Origin of the sequence: Pseudoalteromonas sp. Scap06 (assembly GCF_013394165.1) — a bacterium.
Lineage (GTDB): Bacteria > Pseudomonadota > Gammaproteobacteria > Enterobacterales > Alteromonadaceae > Pseudoalteromonas.
The window spans coordinates 378,015-394,805 of the sequence record NZ_CP041330.1 but is presented as its reverse complement, the minus strand read 5'-3'; the positions used below and the strand labels follow the sequence as shown (position 1 = coordinate 394,805).

Annotated in this window: 18 protein-coding genes; 7 read left to right on the top strand and 11 right to left on the bottom strand. The window is 40.2% G+C overall.

Annotated elements, in window-relative coordinates:
- The first annotated feature begins 17 nt into the window (after nucleotides 1-17).
- Nucleotides 18-1,031, top strand: coding sequence for an EF-P beta-lysylation protein EpmB (gene epmB, locus FLM47_RS01795; protein ID WP_178956829.1), 1,014 nt, complete (start codon nucleotides 18-20; stop codon nucleotides 1,029-1,031).
- Here the strand turns inward: epmB and FLM47_RS01790 are convergent.
- On the bottom strand, nucleotides 1,028-1,237 hold the full coding sequence (locus FLM47_RS01790) for a hypothetical protein (RefSeq protein ID WP_013463951.1): 210 nt from the start codon (nucleotides 1,235-1,237) through the stop codon (nucleotides 1,028-1,030). The genes epmB and FLM47_RS01790 overlap by 4 nt on opposite strands.
- 116 nt (nucleotides 1,238-1,353) lie before the next feature.
- On the opposite strand from FLM47_RS01790, the gene FLM47_RS01785 reads away from it, so the two are divergent.
- Nucleotides 1,354-1,644, top strand: a complete 291-nt coding sequence (locus FLM47_RS01785) for a hypothetical protein (protein ID WP_010390514.1) — start codon at nucleotides 1,354-1,356, stop codon at nucleotides 1,642-1,644.
- 62 nt (nucleotides 1,645-1,706) lie between these two features.
- Here the strand turns inward: FLM47_RS01785 and FLM47_RS01780 are convergent, their stop codons facing one another.
- The gene (locus FLM47_RS01780; RefSeq protein WP_178954788.1) at nucleotides 1,707-2,195 is read right to left on the bottom strand and encodes a DUF3016 domain-containing protein; all 489 of its coding nucleotides are present in this window, start codon (nucleotides 2,193-2,195) and stop codon (nucleotides 1,707-1,709) included.
- Between the two features lie 251 nt (nucleotides 2,196-2,446).
- On the opposite strand from FLM47_RS01780, the gene galE reads away from it, so the two are divergent.
- Nucleotides 2,447-3,463: a UDP-glucose 4-epimerase GalE gene (galE, locus tag FLM47_RS01775; RefSeq protein WP_178954786.1), complete on the top strand. Its 1,017-nt coding sequence runs from the start codon at nucleotides 2,447-2,449 to the stop codon at nucleotides 3,461-3,463.
- A gap of 60 nt (nucleotides 3,464-3,523) precedes the next feature.
- Here galE and zapE read toward each other — a convergent pair whose 3' ends face one another.
- The gene (gene zapE / locus FLM47_RS01770; RefSeq protein ID WP_178954784.1) at nucleotides 3,524-4,645 is read right to left on the bottom strand and encodes a cell division protein ZapE; all 1,122 of its coding nucleotides are present in this window, start codon (nucleotides 4,643-4,645) and stop codon (nucleotides 3,524-3,526) included.
- Between the two features lie 58 nt (nucleotides 4,646-4,703).
- Here zapE and rsuA point away from each other — a divergent pair, with 58 nt between their 5' ends.
- Nucleotides 4,704-5,402 carry a 16S rRNA pseudouridine(516) synthase RsuA gene (rsuA, locus tag FLM47_RS01765; RefSeq protein ID WP_178954782.1) on the top strand — a complete coding sequence of 233 codons (699 nt, stop codon included), beginning with the start codon at nucleotides 4,704-4,706 and terminating at the stop codon, nucleotides 5,400-5,402.
- Between the two features lie 103 nt (nucleotides 5,403-5,505).
- Here rsuA and FLM47_RS01760 read toward each other — a convergent pair whose 3' ends face one another.
- Both FLM47_RS01760 and FLM47_RS01755 read right to left on the bottom strand, forming a co-directional pair.
- A complete protein-coding gene (locus FLM47_RS01760; RefSeq protein WP_010390508.1) occupies nucleotides 5,506-6,279 on the bottom strand; it encodes a YggN family protein in 774 nt (257 codons plus the stop codon).
- Between the two features lie 139 nt (nucleotides 6,280-6,418).
- Nucleotides 6,419-8,848, bottom strand: a complete 2,430-nt coding sequence (locus FLM47_RS01755; protein ID WP_178954781.1) for a zinc-dependent metalloprotease — start codon at nucleotides 8,846-8,848, stop codon at nucleotides 6,419-6,421.
- Between the two features lie 154 nt (nucleotides 8,849-9,002).
- On the opposite strand from FLM47_RS01755, the gene FLM47_RS01750 reads away from it, so the two are divergent.
- The gene (locus tag FLM47_RS01750; protein WP_178954779.1) at nucleotides 9,003-9,971 is read left to right on the top strand and encodes a class 1 fructose-bisphosphatase; all 969 of its coding nucleotides are present in this window, start codon (nucleotides 9,003-9,005) and stop codon (nucleotides 9,969-9,971) included.
- A 106-nt stretch (nucleotides 9,972-10,077) separates the two neighbouring features.
- Here the strand turns inward: FLM47_RS01750 and FLM47_RS01745 are convergent, their stop codons facing one another.
- Nucleotides 10,078-10,404, bottom strand: a complete 327-nt coding sequence (locus FLM47_RS01745) for a hypothetical protein (protein ID WP_178954778.1) — start codon at nucleotides 10,402-10,404, stop codon at nucleotides 10,078-10,080.
- A gap of 43 nt (nucleotides 10,405-10,447) precedes the next feature.
- Between FLM47_RS01745 and FLM47_RS01740 the strand changes: the two genes are divergently transcribed.
- Nucleotides 10,448-10,798: a DUF5522 domain-containing protein gene (locus tag FLM47_RS01740; RefSeq protein WP_178954776.1), complete on the top strand. Its 351-nt coding sequence runs from the start codon at nucleotides 10,448-10,450 to the stop codon at nucleotides 10,796-10,798.
- Between the two features lies 1 nt (nucleotide 10,799).
- On the opposite strand, the gene FLM47_RS01735 is transcribed toward FLM47_RS01740, so the two are convergent.
- Nucleotides 10,800-11,630 carry a sulfurtransferase gene (locus tag FLM47_RS01735; protein ID WP_178954774.1) on the bottom strand — a complete coding sequence of 277 codons (831 nt, stop codon included), beginning with the start codon at nucleotides 11,628-11,630 and terminating at the stop codon, nucleotides 10,800-10,802.
- 131 nt (nucleotides 11,631-11,761) lie between these two features.
- Here FLM47_RS01735 and FLM47_RS01730 point away from each other — a divergent pair, with 131 nt between their 5' ends.
- Nucleotides 11,762-12,505 carry a glycosyltransferase family 25 protein gene (locus FLM47_RS01730; protein WP_138607127.1) on the top strand — a complete coding sequence of 248 codons (744 nt, stop codon included), beginning with the start codon at nucleotides 11,762-11,764 and terminating at the stop codon, nucleotides 12,503-12,505.
- Between the two features lie 42 nt (nucleotides 12,506-12,547).
- On the opposite strand, the gene FLM47_RS01725 is transcribed toward FLM47_RS01730, so the two are convergent.
- Genes FLM47_RS01725 through FLM47_RS01710 form a run of 4 tightly spaced genes read right to left on the bottom strand, consistent with a single transcriptional unit; the run spans nucleotide 12,548 to nucleotide 16,757 of the window.
- The gene (locus FLM47_RS01725) at nucleotides 12,548-12,967 is read right to left on the bottom strand and encodes a group 1 truncated hemoglobin (RefSeq protein WP_178954772.1); all 420 of its coding nucleotides are present in this window, start codon (nucleotides 12,965-12,967) and stop codon (nucleotides 12,548-12,550) included.
- A complete protein-coding gene (locus FLM47_RS01720) occupies nucleotides 12,967-13,773 on the bottom strand; it encodes a DUF3034 family protein (RefSeq protein WP_218651646.1) in 807 nt (268 codons plus the stop codon). The genes FLM47_RS01725 and FLM47_RS01720 overlap by 1 nt, the downstream gene beginning before the upstream one ends.
- A gap of 13 nt (nucleotides 13,774-13,786) precedes the next feature.
- A complete protein-coding gene (locus tag FLM47_RS01715; RefSeq protein WP_178954768.1) occupies nucleotides 13,787-16,102 on the bottom strand; it encodes an EAL domain-containing protein in 2,316 nt (771 codons plus the stop codon).
- Nucleotides 16,092-16,757 carry a methylamine utilization protein gene (locus FLM47_RS01710; protein WP_178954766.1) on the bottom strand — a complete coding sequence of 222 codons (666 nt, stop codon included), beginning with the start codon at nucleotides 16,755-16,757 and terminating at the stop codon, nucleotides 16,092-16,094. The genes FLM47_RS01715 and FLM47_RS01710 overlap by 11 nt, the downstream gene beginning before the upstream one ends.
- Nucleotides 16,758-16,791 lie beyond the last annotated feature (34 nt).

Sequence of the window (16,791 nt, the reverse complement as noted above, 5' to 3'; positions counted from 1 at the left end):
GAGTAATCTACGTGCCAATGATACAAAGAAATGAAGCAAATTTGCATAAAAACTGGCAAAAAGAATTAGCAAATGTAGTTACCTGCCCAAAAGTGTTGTTAGAAATGGTTGGTTTATCGAGCCAAGTCCATGAAAACGACATAAAAGCTCGTAGCTTGTTTCCTGTTCGTGTGCCATTGCCTTTTATAAAAAAAATTCGTCACGGCGATGCAAATGATCCTTTATTGCTGCAAGTTATGCCTCGCCATCAAGAGTTTTTAACTAAATCAGGGTTTAATAAAGATCCGCTACTTGAGCAAGATAACAATCAACCAGGTCTGTTACATAAATATAAGTCGCGTGTTTTAGTCATGTTTAAAACTGGTTGTGCGGTAAATTGCCGCTACTGCTTTAGACGCCATTTTCCTTATCAAGAAAACCAGTTAAATAAACGCAGCCTTATTGATGCATTGAGCTATATAAAAGCTGATAAAAATATTAACGAAGTGATTTTAAGTGGTGGCGATCCACTAATGGCCAAAGACGATGCTATTAGTTGGTTTTTAGATGAGCTTGAGCAAATACCACAAATAAAACGGATGCGCATACACAGCCGCTTACCCGTTGTGATCCCTGCACGCATTACTGAACAATTATGTGAAAGATTAGCAAAGTCACCACTAAAAATTATATTCGTGAATCATATTAACCATGCTAACGAAATAGATAGTGACTTTAAAAACGCCATGAACATGCTAAAACAAGCCAATGTACTGCTATTAAATCAGGCGGTTATTTTAAAAGACGTGAACGATACAGTTGATGCGCAAATAAACTTAAGTGAAGCGTTGTTTGATGCAAATGTATTGCCTTATTACTTACACTTACTAGATAAAGTAGAAGGCGCAAGTCATTTTGATATAGATGAGGCACAAGCCATAAAAATAATGGCAGAGCTTTTAGAGACCCTGCCAGGATTTTTAGTGCCTAAACTAGTTAGAGAAATAGGAGGCCAAAAAAGTAAAACCCCTATCGACCTCAAATTGGTTTAAACATAAACGTTTACATTATTCCCAAGTGTTGCAGTAACCGACTTAGCCGGTGTTTGTGCACTTGAGGTTTGTGTAGCACCTTCAATAAGCGCAAGTGCAGCGGCGCCATCAGCTTGCTGTTGCTTTTTAGATAAAGCAGCAGTTAAAACCTCTGCGCCTTGGCCTGCACCAGGGATTGTAGGTAGATTTCCACCTGATATATTCATAACTCACACCTGACATTTAAATGTAATACACGTATTATAGTCGCTGAATTGGTAAATTACTTTACCAACCCACTTAAGTATTTATCGGCAACATTGCACTAAGCTTTAGGAAAACCATGGATTCTATAATTGAACAACTCAACGCCAACTTAAAAATTGTTTACCGTCAGGCGCTTGATGCTGATAAAAAACTCGATGAGTTACAACAGCAAGGCCACGGAAAATTTAAAGCCTTATTTGCCGAGGACGCTGGATTTAGCTTTGAAGCTAAACGCTTTAAGCCGTACGTTTTAGACGTTGCCGCTGATGTAGAAAGCTTATCAAGCGACGGTTTAGACGAAGAAAAGCTAAAACAAGCAGTTATTAAACTACAAAACTTACTAACCTTGTTAGCGACCTTTAAATAAAAATGAGCAACTGCTTTGCAAAGCGTCTACCAAAGTAGATGCTTTGCATTATTAGCTTTAGCTTACTTGATACGCGGTAAAATTTGTTCACCAAACCACTCTGTTAATAAGCGTTTTTCGTAGTAAAATGCTTCATCTCGACCCATTTTGATTTTATCCATAAAACCCATATCTTTTAAGCTTACGTTATCTTCTTGTGCGACAACGCCACTTTCATCACTAAGCACATAATTAAATTCAATGCGTGGAAAGTGAATAGGTTTAACCACTCGGATTTCGTTAACACCGCCATAGCGTACGTCTCCGGCTAAATCTAAATCGGTTACTTCAATGTTTAAACTGTAGTTTTTAGGAAGTTGCTCGCTGAGCTTTGCAAAGTGTTCATCAATACTTTTGGCTATTTGCTTATGGTATGAGCCTTTAGTTTGGTTGGATGGGCGTACATCGCGATAATCATTAAAGTCATGCCATTTCACTTGAGCCTCACCCGCGCAAACAACACTCGGTAGTGCAATACACATCAACATTGCTATTTTTTTAACTAAGTTCATACGTTTCTCCAACGAGTATTTTGATCATTGTGATCAATTGAATATTTTACAAATCGCTATACATCACTTTAGCAATTACATATGAACTATAACTTAATCTTTACGCTGAGGTGTTATTAAAATTGCACAAAATGTAATCGAAAGTACGGTTTACGATCATACTATTACAAAGCAAATAAAATAATACATGTAAAAACTCATTATTTATGGTGAAATTAGGGTAATTGAACAGAGGTTTCCAAGGAGCATTCATGGCAATTTTAGTAACCGGTGGCGCAGGCTATATTGGCTCACACACCGTTTTAGAACTTTTACAGCAAGGCAGCGACGTTATCGTTATCGATAACTTAAGTAACTCCTCTGAAGAATCACTTGAGAGAGTGAAAAAAATAACCGGTAAAGCAATTACTTTTTATCAAGGTGATATTTTAGATAAATCCTTTTTAGACTCAGTATTTGCAAAACATAACATTGATAGTGCAATTCATTTTGCAGGTTTAAAAGCGGTTGGTGAGTCGGTAGCAAAACCAATCGCGTATTATCAAAATAACGTACAAGGCACATTAACACTAGTTGATGCTATGCGTGACGCGGGTGTGTTTAAACTGGTATTTAGCTCATCTGCAACAGTTTATGGTGACCCTGCAAGCTTACCAATACGCGAAGATTTCCCCGTTGGCGGTACAACCAACCCATATGGTACGTCTAAACTAATGGTTGAAATGATGCTGCAAGATATCGCTAAATCAGATGAGCGCTTTGCGTTTGCTATTTTGCGCTACTTTAATCCTGTTGGTGCCCATGAGTCAGGTTTAATTGGTGAAGATCCTAATGGCATTCCTAATAATTTACTGCCTTTCATTTCACAAGTTGCGGTTGGTAAATTAAAGCAGCTCGCTATATTTGGCGATGATTACGACACGGTAGATGGTACTGGCGTACGCGATTACATTCACGTTGTAGATTTAGCCTTAGGGCATTTAAAAGCGCTTGATAAAATAGCCGCAGAAACCGGCGCACTTATTTATAACCTTGGTACCGGTAACGGCTATTCAGTATTACAAATGGTCAATGCGTTTATTAAGGCTAGCGACCAAGCTATCCCTTATGCGGTGTCACCTCGTCGCCCTGGTGATATTGCATCCTGTTATGCTGCGCCAGAAAAAGCGCTTAGTGAACTAGGCTGGCAAGCCGAGCGCGGTATTGATGTCATGATGCAAGATACTTGGCGCTGGCAGTCAAATAATCCAAATGGATATAAGTCATAAAGGCTTCTTTAAGTTATCAGCTTAAAATTAAAACACCGCATTTAAATTAAATGCGGTGTTTTAATGTTGTACATACCAATTTTGCATTTCTACAATCCGTGACTGGGTTCGCGCATATTCAAAGCTTAATTTTTTACCTTGGTATAACTCGTTTATGTCGGCCTGGGCATTAATTACCAGTAATTTGTGGCAATCGTAAAACTCATCGACTAAGGCAATAAAGCGCCGAGCTTCATCATCGAAAGTATGCTCATCTAACTGCTGCTTTTCGCGCTGATAACTGTCTTCTATACCATGTACAATAACTTTACCAGTTGCCTCTTTTCCCATTATTGGCACATTCGCGATGTATACTACCGAAAACTGTTCTGCTAAAAACATATAGTCATTGGCGCTACGAGGGCCTGAGCACAATGCCATAAAATCAATCAGTAAAGCATCGTCAGTTTTTAATAAATAAGGAAGCACTCGGCCATGCACAGTTATTGTATTATTACGCATTGCTTGAGAATGTGCGGATAAAAACCCAGCCTCAAATTCAGCATCGGGCAAGTTAATAAAATAATGACGACTACTTCTGCCGTATCTAAAGCGATGATCTTCCTCCCCCGCTACGTTAATTACGCGACAATGTTCATTTATTAAATCGATAGTTGGTAAAAATCGCGCGCGTTGCAGACCGTTGTAATAAAGTTGCTCCGGTTTTGCGTTAGAGGTTGCTACTAGCACCACGCCTTGTTCAAATAAAGCGTTAAATAACCGAGCCATGATCATGGCGTCACCAATATCACTAACAAAAAACTCATCAAAGCACAGCACTTTTATCTTTTTGGCCCACTGTTTAGCAATTATTTGCAGCGGATTTTTATCCCCTTGTAACTTGGCCAATTGAGCATGAACTTTTTCGATAAAATGATGAAAGTGCAGGCGCTGCTTTTTCTCTGTGGGTAAGTTTTCATAAAATAAGTCCATCAACATAGATTTACCTCGGCCAACAGGGCCATATAAATATATTCCCCTTATTGAAGGTGCTTTTTGCCACCAGCTTGCAGGCTGATTTAATTGCTCACTTAAAGACTGTAACGCACTCACGGCTTGGTGCTGCGCCGCATCGAAATCAAGCTCTCCTGATGAAACCTTGCTATGGTATAGGCTTAAAATTTCTGTGCTGGGCTCTGTCATGGTATTTCACTATCCGCTATACTCGCGGCCATTGTAGCCGACTAAAAATGTGAACAACATGAAATTTCCTTGCCGTTTAGATAAATTTATTAGCCATTTAGCAGAGTTACCACGCTCAAAAGCCCGCGCAGCAATAAAAAGCCAAGTGGCTTGCGTTAATGGCGAGGTGATCACGGCATTCGACTTTCAAGTTACTCAACAAGATGACGTGTTATTTCATGATCAGCCATTAGTGTTTTTAGGTAAACGCTACTTTATGCTCAATAAGCCGGTAGGTTATGTATGCGCTAATTCAGATGAGTTACACAAAACCGTATTTGATTTGCTTGATGAGCCAAACATGGCCGACTTTCACATTGCCGGGCGTTTAGATATAGACACCACAGGCCTAGTGCTTATTACTAATGATGGCGACTGGTCACATAAAATTACCTCGCCGAAAAAGAATAAGTTTAAAACCTACCTAGTCGAAACCCAAGAGCCGATTACCGACGATGCACTGCAGCAACTACGCGATGGTGTACAGTTACACAATGAAAAAGATTTAACTCGCCCTGCTATTGCTGAACGCGAAGGGAGTTACGGTTTACGTTTGTCGATTTCTGAGGGGAAGTACCATCAAGTGAAACGCATGCTAGCAGCGGTAGATAACAAAGTAGTTGAACTACATCGTGAACAAATTGCGGGTATAAAGTTAGGTGAAGATTTGGCTGCAGGTGAATACCGCCCATTAACTGCCGCAGAGATAAAACTGTGAGGTTGTTTAGGTGATAGGAAATGGTTCACGAGGTTCGGGCTGTTCACCTGCCGCTCTAGGCTCGATGCTCGTTGCCTTCTATAATCTTGCCTAATCTCTGTTCTTACGATTTAATCTGTACTAAATCAAAGTCTGTCATCCCAGGTACAATCGCTTGCAGCCGAGACTCAGTAATATCTAGAGAGTTTAAACATTCACAATATTCAGAGGCTTTAAGTTCTAATTGATGGGCTTTTTTCTGTAACGACTTATCGATTTCTTTGGTGATGATATCCATGCGTTGCCCCATGTCGTTCATGCGGTCTTCTATATTGCCTTCTCGAGATTTAAACGCATCCCCAAGCGACATTAAAATAGCACCCAAAGAGCCATGTACAGCTGAGTGTATTTTTTGACTAATTTCTTTAGTAAAAAAATCATCAATTTGGGAAAGCGATTGAGGAGCTATAAAAAAGAAATCGTCGCCACGTTTAAACTTATCCATAAGTGCGCGCTCTACATATTGTAATTGCGTTTTTAGCACTTCGGGTTCTTTATCTGACATGCCCTCAACAACATGCTCAATAGCACTGAGTCCTAGGTTAACGCCATCGGTCGCTAAATCGACCAACTCAGGAACTGTTTGACGAATACCATTGCTAAATTGTTCTAGCACTTTGCTTTCGTCGGTGCTTAAATCGACCCAGTAGCCTCGAATAAACAATTGATTATTATTGTTAATTTGCACCCTTGTTTGGCCTTTATCAACAATACGGATCACATCATCGGTAATAATTAAACCATGACGAAGTTCAACATCACATTGTTTTTGTGCGATTGCATTGGAGCTTAAAAGTGCCATTGATAACGCCAATATCGAACGAGATAAAAACGCCATAAACACCTCAAAAAGACTAAAATAGGGGGTGGCTAGATTAACAAAAAACCAACTTTATGCAAGCAAAAGTAACACCCTAAAAACAAGGCACCATGAAACGTAACGTTTACACAGCGCCTTTATCCTCTGGCTTGTACTATTAAATAGGTGAGCCTGGTGGTATTGGCAGGGCTTTAAAATTATCAGGCCACTGGCCTGTTGTTAAAAACTGATTAATTTGCGACGATAAATAGTTTTTAAATGCGCTGTCACCCACTTCAGGGTGGCCTAGCAAAGAGTGCTGATTAAACTCATCAGCAAGTTTGCTTAAATAGAAATGCAGTTGCGCTTGCACTTCAGGGCTTAAACCGTCGTTAGCCACAAGATCAGCCATGGCTTTTGCCGTTAGGTACTGTACTCGTTGTGTTACTTTTCCTGTCATGGTGGCAGGTGCTGATACATTAAACACTTGCTTATTTAACTGTTTAAGTAGCTCATCTAGGCTATAAAAGCGGTTATCACGTGCTTGCTGCTGTGCTAATCGATTTAATCGTTGAGCATTAAGTAATAGCGATAAGCTATGCTGCGCGGCCACTTCAGGCAATGCAAGTGCATCCATAGTTAAGCCGGTACGACCCACTATACTTTCTCGTGATTTAGACTCGCCATACGCTTTAGGTACGATTAAGGAAAGTATCGACTCTGGCAGCGTTAGATTAGTTGCTTTTAGGGTGGCTAAAATAGCATTAACGGCTTGTTGCTGAGCCTCTTTAGCTACAACTTGGGCGCCTTTAACGGGTGCATCACTACGAATTTCATAGTCATAATCAACGCCCGCAATAAGCTTTGCAACCGCTTCAACTTGATAACGGTGGAACAAGTAAAGTGGCACTAGCTTTTCTTCTAACTGCGACAGTGCAACCCCAGTTTTTATATTGTTAATACCAAACTGCCCAAGCGCCTGCTTTCGCACATCAAGCACTCTAAGTAATTCTTCACTTGGATTACCACCATTATCCCAAAGATGAGCTGTAGGGTGCGCCCCACCTTTGGCACGGGCATCACTGTCAGAAATAAACGCCAAACCTTGTGCTTTATTTTGCTGCAAAATAGCAGCGAGTGCTTCGCTTTCATCTTGGCCGGTAAAATCACTGTAGCCATATTTGATCACTTGCGTATCCCATACGCCCATGCCTTTAGCATAACCTTGAGATACATCTAACTGACCATTATCTGCAAAGCTCAATAACGGATGCGGATAATCCATCACCGAAGCTCGATTATTTACTGACGCAGCAAAGTTGTGCGCAATACCCAGTGTATGACCAATTTCATGAGCACTGAGTTGACGAATACGATCAAGTGCCATTGCATGTAAAGTACCTGCCACTTCATTGCCTTTTAAATAAGGCGCAGCGAGTGATTCAGCAATAAGGATATCTTGACGCACTCGCAGCGACCCTAATGTCACATGGCCTTTAATAATTTCGCCTGTACGTGGGTCTATAATTGAACTGCCATACGACCAACCTCGAGTTGCTCGATGCACCCATTGAATAACGTTGTAGCGCACATCCATAGGATCAGCATTACTTGGTAGCACTTTAACTTCAAAGGCATTTTTATAGCCTGCTGCATTAAAAGCGTCATTCCACCATTGCCCGCCTTCTAATAAAGCCGTTTTTACTGGTTCAGGTACCCCAGGATCTAAGTAATAAACAATAGGCTCTATCGGCTCACTAACTGCTAAGCTTGGATCTTTTTTTGCTAACCGATGACGCGGAATGTAACGCACGTACATTGACTCATCGAGCCCTGCTGCATAATTTTTATGCTCCACACTCCAATAACCCGATTGCGGGCTAAATTTACGAGGCGTGTAATTATCATCAGGCAATTGAATAAGTGAATGGTGCATGTGCACACTCAAAGCGTAAGGGTCAGCACTCACTTGGCGAACGTATTTACCTGGTTTAGATCCTTTAAAGGTGAGAATGGCTTCAAGTTCAGTATTTTTCAAAAATGCTTTTGAGCGATTCATAAATACCGCACTGCGTGACTCATCAAGGCTAAACTGCCCTTGCTTGCGCGCAGCTAAAGTACGGCTTACACCATGTACGTCACTCAGTAAATAAGGGGTGTAATCTATTAATGCAGCATTGTCATCTTGAGCGACAACTTTAAAACCTGCCAAAATGCTGGATGCAAACGCTTCTTTAACGCTTTGCTGCTCTGCTAAATTACTCGTGTTTGCACGGTAGTAAGTATTTACGGCACGTAACATCACCTTGTTGCCAAAGCGCTCAAACTGCACCAAATAGGTACCGCCTAATTGGCCTCTATCTAAACCTATGTCGTTAGAACCAACGCCATAAGGCAGGCTATGCTGTAGTAAAAATTGTTGCTCAAGTTTATCAACTTTTAAATACACATTGCCGTTTTGGGTATCGTAAAAGAAAGAAAAATAACCAGGGAAATGGTTCATTTTTTCAGTAAATTCGTCAATAGACTTAATTGCTGCGTGCGCTTGAGTTATCATACAGAGCAGCACAGTAAAGAGTATGTAACTTAATCGTGATATTTTTTGCATAATCTTATCTTTGTTATTAGCGTTTTAAATGCGATGTAGGTACCCCATTATAGGGGGTTATTTATACAATACAGTTATTTAAGACGAATTTCAGCGCTCTAAACTAATCTCTCTCACATTATGATTAGTTTTAACACGTTATCAGGAAAAAAGAATGCGTAGACTCCCACCAGTATTACTAGAAGATGGCTGTTCAAGAGAACTTTTGTCGTTAATTCGTACAATTTTAGCGGCATGTAAAGAAATTTCATTTCGCGTCGGTCAAGGTGAATTATCGGGCGTATTAGGCTCAACCCTCGATGAAAATATTCAAGGCGAAACACAAAAGAAACTCGATGTATTATCTAATCAGTTATTAAAAGATATATTGCTGGAGTCAGGCACAGTTAAAGCGATTGCCTCTGAAGAAGAAGATTATACTGTTGCCGGTAACCCAGATGCCGAGTACATTGTTGCATTTGACCCACTTGATGGCTCGTCAAATACCGATATTAACTCACTTGTAGGTACTATATTTTCTATTATGAAAGCGCCTGTGGGCTCAGATGCTGCTGATGAAAAGATTTTTATGCAACCTGGGCATCAACAAGTGGCTGCAGGTTACGTACTGTATGGCCCATCAACTATGCTTGCGCTAACAACAGGTAAAGGTACACGCATGTTTACCTTAGATAAAACCCAAGGTAGCTTTTTACTTACCCAAGATTTTGCCGCTATTCCTGCTAAAACTAATGAATTTGCAATTAACGCCTCTAACCAGCGCCACTGGGAACCAGCGATGCAAAACTACATTAATGACTTACTTGCCGGAGATACAGGCCCTCGCGCTCAAAACTTCAATATGCGCTGGATTGCTGCAATGGTTGGCGATGTTCACCGTGTACTTAGCCGTGGTGGTTTATTTACTTACCCAACTGATACTAAAGATCCTAATAAACCTAATAAGCTGCGTTTACTTTATGAAGCAAACCCAATGGCGATGTTAGTAGAGCAAGCCGGTGGTATTGCTTCAACAGGTACTGAGCGTATTATGAATATTCAGCCTGATGCTATCCATCAGCGTGTTGCGGTTATTTTAGGCTCTAAAGACGAAGTAGAAACTTGCTTGAGCTATCATAAGTAAACTTTAAGAACAGGTTTCAGGTGTCAGCTAGAGATTAGCCCAGCGGTGGTTACTAACATCTGAAAACTGTTGCTTAAAACCTTTAATATTTTCTGATAACCACCTGCTACTGTTGTAATAGCTTTAACAACTGTGCGAGCTTTTGATGAGTCAACTCACCCATTTGCTCGCTATTACTTAGCGCGTAAATAACGCCTTCATGCTTAGCGCAATTTATGTCATCTCGCGACTCAATGACATTTGCCCACAGCTCTAAATCGTCAATATCAATTTCTTTATTTAAACAACGCGCAAGTACATTAATTAGTACAGGCTTTGTGAGTGTGTACAGATAGGTTTGATTGTTTGCTGCGGTTGAAACAATCACACTAATGGCACTATCTCTTTGCTCGCCAAATGTAATAAATTCAGCCAATGCTTTTTGTATATTCATAATGTTTGTTATTCTTGCTGCTCTACTGTTAATAAGACCTAAAATGACCCAGATAAACTGCAGCCAATGTAATACAACGCTTAACTGTAATGTTAATGATATAACCGCATGTTGGTGTTATCAGTTACCTGCTATTTTACCACTCGATGATACAGCAACCAGCTGCTTATGCCGCTTATGTACTCTTGCTAAAATAAATAACTATTTAGAGACTATATACACTCAACCAATAAAAGCTCAAATCGCTTTTGCTAAACAATTTAGAAGCCATGATAATTTAATTGAAGGGTTAGATTACACCATGCAGAATAATTACATAGTGTTTAGTAAGTGGTATTTTTTAAAACGTGGTACTTGCTGCAAAAACGGGTGTAAAAATTGTCCCTATAGTTAAATTATCCACCCACAGCAATAGGCAGTGAGCTATCAGCGCCCCACTCACTCCACGATCCGTCGTAAACACTTAAATTATTGTATCCGCATTCATCAGCGAACAGTGCAAGCGCACAGGCAGTAACACCCGAACCGCAGCTAAATTGTAACTGGGTTGCATTACCGACTAATTCACTAAACTGTGTTTGTATAAAGTCGAGTGATTTTGCCTCGCCATTTTCTAATAAACTACTTAAAGGTAGCGAGTAGCTATTAATAATGTGGCCGCTGCGCATACCCGCTCTTGGCTCTTTATTTTTACCCGTAAAGCGCTCATAAGCACGCGCATCTAAAATAACTGTATTGGCATCATTAGTAGCACTTAGCACCTGCTTTTTATCAATAAAGTAACCAGGTTGGTAATGAGCAATAAAGTCGCCTTTTAGTGATGCTTGTGTATAATTTGACTCAACCACAAGCCCAAGTTCAAGCCACTTGGCTAAACCGCCACTGAGCACTTTAACGTTACTAAATCCCATGGCTTTAAACATCCACCAGGCTCTAGCTGCACTGAATAACCCTGCATCTTCATAAATCACCACGAGTGAATCGTGATTCACTCCTGCTTTTTGCATCACCTGAGTAAATTGCTCTGCACTACACAAGGTATTGGGTAATGGGTTTGAGGTATCTGCGAGTTCTTTTTTGATATCAAATCGTTGTGCTTTAGGTAGCATAGCAACGGGCGAATACTCCCCTGCAGCTGAGGGGCGTAGCATACCTGCATCAAAAATAACTAAGTTAGTTTGCTCTAAACGCGCATGTAACCATTGTGCACTGACTATATTTTTCATCATCTTGCCAAATTTGAGGAAATGAAATAGCTATATATTATTACAGCCTGTTTATAAACAGAATTTAGACTGGTTACAAATTATAATAATGCTAAAATAGCCGCTTTGATATTTCTAAATAAAGTGAAATTATGCCAATCCCTTTTTACATTATCAATATGCAAGGCTGCGAAGACCGCTGGGAAACAACCCTAAAGCGACTAACCAGCCTGCACTTAAATGCTGAACGTTTTGAAGCGACCATTGGCAAAAACCTTAGTGAACAAGAAATCCTCAAGTGGTATTGCCCGAAAAAAAATAAAAAACGCTACAATCGCAACCTATCTGCAGGTGAAATTGGTTGCTATGTAAGCCATATGCGCCTTTGGCAAAAAATGGTCGATGAAAATATCGCTTATTGTGTTGTATTGGAGGATGACCTTTTCATTGAAGCTTCACTTAAAGATGTTGTTGACGCGGCGCTTAAATTAAAAAACTGGGATTTAATCAAGCTATCTGATAATCGAAACTTTCCATTTATTGACAGTACGTTATTAGAAAACAGCCTAACAGTTGGCAACTATAAAAAGGCACCTAATGGCACTCAAGGCTACATCATTTCACTAAGCGGCGCTAAAAAGCTACTGCAAAGAAAACCATTTTTTAGACCGGTGGATGTCGATATGCAGTTTCACACTGAAGTAGGCCTAAATATGATTGGCATAAAACCCTACCCTGTTGCCGAAGATCGAAGCTTTATTAGTGAAATAACAAGCGCTAATGCAGGCTCCCATTCCAACCGCAGTACATTTATCAGAAATTTAATTCATAGATCGAGTATTCATATGCAAAGACGATATAAAACGGCAGATCTTGCTAAGATTACAGGTGAGTAATACTCAAGCATGTTTTTACATGTATGCATTTGATTATAAAAATTAAATCTTAATAATTTCGCCACGCAGTGGCGCCATTTTAGCTAAAATTTTATTTTGCACTGTATGTGGGATATTTTGCTCGTTCATTGCATTTATTAATAAATCGACAACGTGATTGAAGTCTTTTTCATTTATGTTCATGCCAGTATGGATAGCAACCATCGAGTCGCCTTTATATTCACAAGAGCCGTCCACCAGCGAACATAAATGACTAATAAACCCTTGTCGAAAATGGCTAATATTACTGTGTTCAAAGTAATGAAACACCTGTTTGTCATTGCCTATTTGAACAATAAAACTGTCAGTTAACTTTTCAAGCCCAGCTTGTTCGCCTAGTTGCTGATACAAAGAGGTGTTAGGTTGTGTTGTACACCCTAAAAGTAAGCTTAAACAACAAAAAATAAATACACTCAGTTTCATTACCAATACCCCGTAACCGATAAATACCAGCCGGTTTGGTTATCAACACCAGCAATCCGCCCTAAGTCTAAATAGGCCGCCGTTACACTGACATGTTTATTAGGCATCCACGCTATAAATAAATCGCGCCAATCTTGTTCGCCTAAACCTAGGTTATTGGCTTTTTGTCGATACTCAATACCAATAGCAAGTTCACGACTTACAAACACCGCACTACTTGCTTCTAGTAAAATATGGCTACCTTCATTAGCCCCTCCATATCCTAAAAGCCCTAACTGATTGGCTTTACTGTAACGGGTGGTCACATTCCAAAACCAGTTGTACCCAGCAAGTGCGCCCAAATGTAATTTACTGGCTGCTAGGTACACATCTATACCACTGGTATTTTTTGCGCCAACCAACTTTGCAACTGTGCCATCATCCAGTGATTTATGCTGTACACCCATGCTTAGCTGGGGCCACTTACTGTATACTATATCACCATATAAACGAATTTTTGCCCCAGAAATTGACTGCTCTATTTCTGTATTGAGCGCAGGCACATCAAACTGCTGCACGGCATAACTCAGTTCAACACGATTAAATAGGTTAAGCTGCACACCACAGGCATCTAGGCGGTAATCTGTTACATCAGCACGACTACAAAAGCCATTAACAGCCCATTCGTCCTCACTAGCATAACCTGCTAGCTGCGCCCAAGGAACTAACCCTCCTCCTGCACTGCCTTCAACTTGAGACACGCCCGGTGTTGCTAATAGTTTTCCCGTTGCAGCTACAGTTAGCGTACTGCAAAATAAGAGTGTCATGCTCAGTAAAAATTTAATGTACACCCTGATATTCCTCTAACCATTGTTCTAGTTGTTGTGCTTTTAAAGGACGACTCAAGTAGTAACCTTGTGCATGATCGCATTGCATTTCATGAAGCAATGATAAAGACGCTGCCGTTTCTACGCCCTCGGCCACCACTGAAAACCCAAGTTGGTGTCCAAGTGTGATTGACGAGCGCACTATGTATTGATCTTTTTGTGACTCATGCAAAGTTAAAATAAAGCATTTATCTAGCTTAAGCTCATCAATAGGTAACATTTTTAATCGCCCCAATGATGTTTGCCCGACACCGTAATCGTCTAGTGATATTTTAACACCGATAGTTTTTAAGTTCTCTAACGCTTTGATACCTTGAGCTTCATTTTCGATCATATCGCGCTCCGTCAACTCAATAGTGACGGAACTTGGGCTTACATGATATTTCTTTAAGGTCGCGACCAACAAATTATGAAATCCCGCATGCGCAATATCTTGGGCTGACACATTAATGGCTGCCTGTAAGTGAATCCCTTTTTTATACCAATCGGCTATTTGCGCAATAACTGTATCGACAACCCAGGCAGTTAGTTCCACAATTAATCCTGACTGCTCAGCTAAATCAATGAACACTTCAGGCGAAACCCAACTTCCATCATCACGTTGCCAACGAATAAGTGACTCAACCTTATCAATTTTCTGACTTTTAATATTCAACTTAGGCTGATAAGTCATAAACAGTTGCCCGTTATCATCATCAATCGCTTGTTTGAGCTCATCAAGCATGATTAAACGGTCTAAGTGCGCCTCATCTTCACCATCTTGGTAGTAATGTAAGCTTTGTTGGCTTGTTGTAGCCGCATCAACAGCAATGAGTACACGCCGCATTAAATCGTCCGCTTTAACGCCTTGTCCAGGGTACTGCACAATCCCAGCGTTAAAACGCAAACTTATTTTTAAGCTTTTAATCTGATAAGGTGCCTGTAATTGCTCAATCAAATCGGCTACAGCACATTTTACTTGGTCAGCCTCCACACTGGGGTAAACCGTTAGAAACTCATCGCCGCCAATTCGTGCATGAAATCCACCAAGCTCATCAGAGAATTGACGAATACGGTTTGCCACCGCAATTAAACACTCATCTCCTACTTGCGGACCAAGCTTGTCGTTTATGTGTCTTAAGCCTTTTATATCAATAGCAACAAGCGTGTAGCATCTATCTTTAGTGAGCTGCTTTGCCAATAAATCTAACATGGCTGAACGGTTATAAAACCCTGTTAAGGTATCGTGATGTGCTTGAAAACTGATTTGCTGCTCACGCTTATTAATATCATTACCCATGTTATTAAAGGCGCTGACTAGCGTTTCTACTTCGCTACTTTGTTTTTTACCTTCAAATTTAAAACGGTAGTCACCTTTGGCAAATTGCCTTGCGATAACCGCTAACTGTGTAAGTCCGCTGGTTAAGTTATTGGCAAGCAAACTACTGGTGATCACACCAAATAACATGGTTAACACGGCCAATGTAACTAGCGTTAGCAATAGTTGCTCAATATCTCGATAACTTGAGGTTAAATCAGCACTTAGTAGTAAGGTGACCGGGTGTGATTGCAAAGACGGTAAAGCTATTTGTTGATTTTCATAGGCCAAGTACTCAGCAAAAAAACGAGCTGTAGTTTTATTTTCAAAGTATTCTATAGGTTGAAATTTTTCAGGTTGAGGTGCAAACGAGCTTGCTGCAAAACTATCTAATTGCGCAACAAAGCTAACCTCCATACCGGTTAAGCTTTTTAGCTCAGTAGTCACAGCCGATGTGATTTTGAACCCGACTAAACTGTAAGCGATGGTTCTGGGGGTTTTAACTGGCAATAATATTACTTGATAGAGCTGATTATTTAACACTACAAAGCTCGATTGTTCAGAATTATTTAATAATTCATCCATCAAGGGCTGTAGGTTATCTGCAAAATTTTGTGCATTCACATTAGCAGACACTAACCGCCCCGATAAATCGAGCAACAGCATTAAATCGGCATTGATCCGTTGGCTATGATTGTATAGCACACTACTAATGGTGGCTGCATCGCGAGTAGCAACTGCTTGCTTAAAACCAAAATCAGCGGTTAAAACCTTTGCAGCAGTTAATAGCAAGCTCTCTTTTGATTTTAAATATTGCTTATAAACGCTTTGCGCAACCGTTATATTTTGCTGGACTTTTTCTGCCTGAAACTTACTCGTAGACCACCAAAAACTCACTAAGCTGAGTAAAGTTGTAAGTAACACCAAGCCAACGCATAGCGTTGTTATACGGCTACGTAAATTATTGCCCATTACCTTCCCTAAATTGACTGCCAAAGGTATTACGTGGTGCAGGCATAGATGTATTTATAGTGATTGATACCGGGCTGGTTGATTTTATATCAAACATTTTTTTATTATCCAAAGTCGCTGTTTGCAGTGAATGCCAGATACTGGCTTGCACAGGAAAAGAGTCAACTTGTAGCTTTATTTGGCCTTGCTCGTTGCTGGTATACACATGATTACTATTAGCGACATAAATATAGCCCACCATAGAATCGTGGATATTGCAGCCTAGAACAACAACCCCTTGATTATCAAACTTAATGGGTTCTTCTGGCTGACCAGAATAGAGCTTTAATTGAAAAGGCTTTGCTTTTGAAAAAGAATATACATGGTGGCGAATATTATCGCTATTTGGAAAGTTTACGTACTGACCTTGACGTACAATAAGCAGCTGCGGTGAAAACTGTTTATCAACTTGATCCATTACCACCGTGGGTAAATTGCCCGTAGCTTTTGAGGAAGGTAAATGATTTATTTCTACGACAGCATTAGGCAATACTTGGCCATGCTGATCTTTAATAACCAAATTAATGGTATTGCCAAACGCCGATACACTAAACAATGCACCCAGTACTAATAAATAACGACGTTTTGCAATAACTTGCATTGCTCGCTCTAACATAATCACACCTAAATATTCACCATAGGTTAAGTTA

Bases quoted from the DNA above. Each gene is read 5' to 3' on its own strand.
- FLM47_RS01715 (WP_178954768.1), bottom strand. From the start codon at position 16,102: ATGGGCAATAATTTACGTAGCCGTATAACAACGCTATGCGTTGGCTTG.
- FLM47_RS01730 (WP_138607127.1), top strand. From the start codon at position 11,762: ATGCCAATCCCTTTTTACATTATCAATATGCAAGGCTGCGAAGACCGC.
- epmB (WP_178956829.1), top strand. From the start codon at position 18: ATGATACAAAGAAATGAAGCAAATTTGCATAAAAACTGGCAAAAAGAA.
- FLM47_RS01745 (WP_178954778.1), bottom strand. From the start codon at position 10,404: ATGAATATACAAAAAGCATTGGCTGAATTTATTACATTTGGCGAGCAA.
- FLM47_RS01790 (WP_013463951.1), bottom strand. From the start codon at position 1,237: ATGAATATATCAGGTGGAAATCTACCTACAATCCCTGGTGCAGGCCAA.
- FLM47_RS01780 (WP_178954788.1), bottom strand. From the start codon at position 2,195: ATGAACTTAGTTAAAAAAATAGCAATGTTGATGTGTATTGCACTACCG.
- FLM47_RS01740 (WP_178954776.1), top strand. From the start codon at position 10,448: ATGACCCAGATAAACTGCAGCCAATGTAATACAACGCTTAACTGTAAT.
- FLM47_RS01710 (WP_178954766.1), bottom strand. From the start codon at position 16,757: ATGTTAGAGCGAGCAATGCAAGTTATTGCAAAACGTCGTTATTTATTA.
- zapE (WP_178954784.1), bottom strand. From the start codon at position 4,645: ATGACAGAGCCCAGCACAGAAATTTTAAGCCTATACCATAGCAAGGTT.
- FLM47_RS01755 (WP_178954781.1), bottom strand. From the start codon at position 8,848: ATGCAAAAAATATCACGATTAAGTTACATACTCTTTACTGTGCTGCTC.
- FLM47_RS01750 (WP_178954779.1), top strand. From the start codon at position 9,003: ATGCGTAGACTCCCACCAGTATTACTAGAAGATGGCTGTTCAAGAGAA.
- galE (WP_178954786.1), top strand. From the start codon at position 2,447: ATGGCAATTTTAGTAACCGGTGGCGCAGGCTATATTGGCTCACACACC.
- rsuA (WP_178954782.1), top strand. From the start codon at position 4,704: ATGAAATTTCCTTGCCGTTTAGATAAATTTATTAGCCATTTAGCAGAG.
- FLM47_RS01735 (WP_178954774.1), bottom strand. From the start codon at position 11,630: ATGAAAAATATAGTCAGTGCACAATGGTTACATGCGCGTTTAGAGCAA.
- FLM47_RS01760 (WP_010390508.1), bottom strand. From the start codon at position 6,279: ATGGCGTTTTTATCTCGTTCGATATTGGCGTTATCAATGGCACTTTTA.
- FLM47_RS01785 (WP_010390514.1), top strand. From the start codon at position 1,354: ATGGATTCTATAATTGAACAACTCAACGCCAACTTAAAAATTGTTTAC.
- FLM47_RS01725 (WP_178954772.1), bottom strand. From the start codon at position 12,967: ATGAAACTGAGTGTATTTATTTTTTGTTGTTTAAGCTTACTTTTAGGG.
- FLM47_RS01720 (WP_218651646.1), bottom strand. From the start codon at position 13,773: ATGACACTCTTATTTTGCAGTACGCTAACTGTAGCTGCAACGGGAAAA.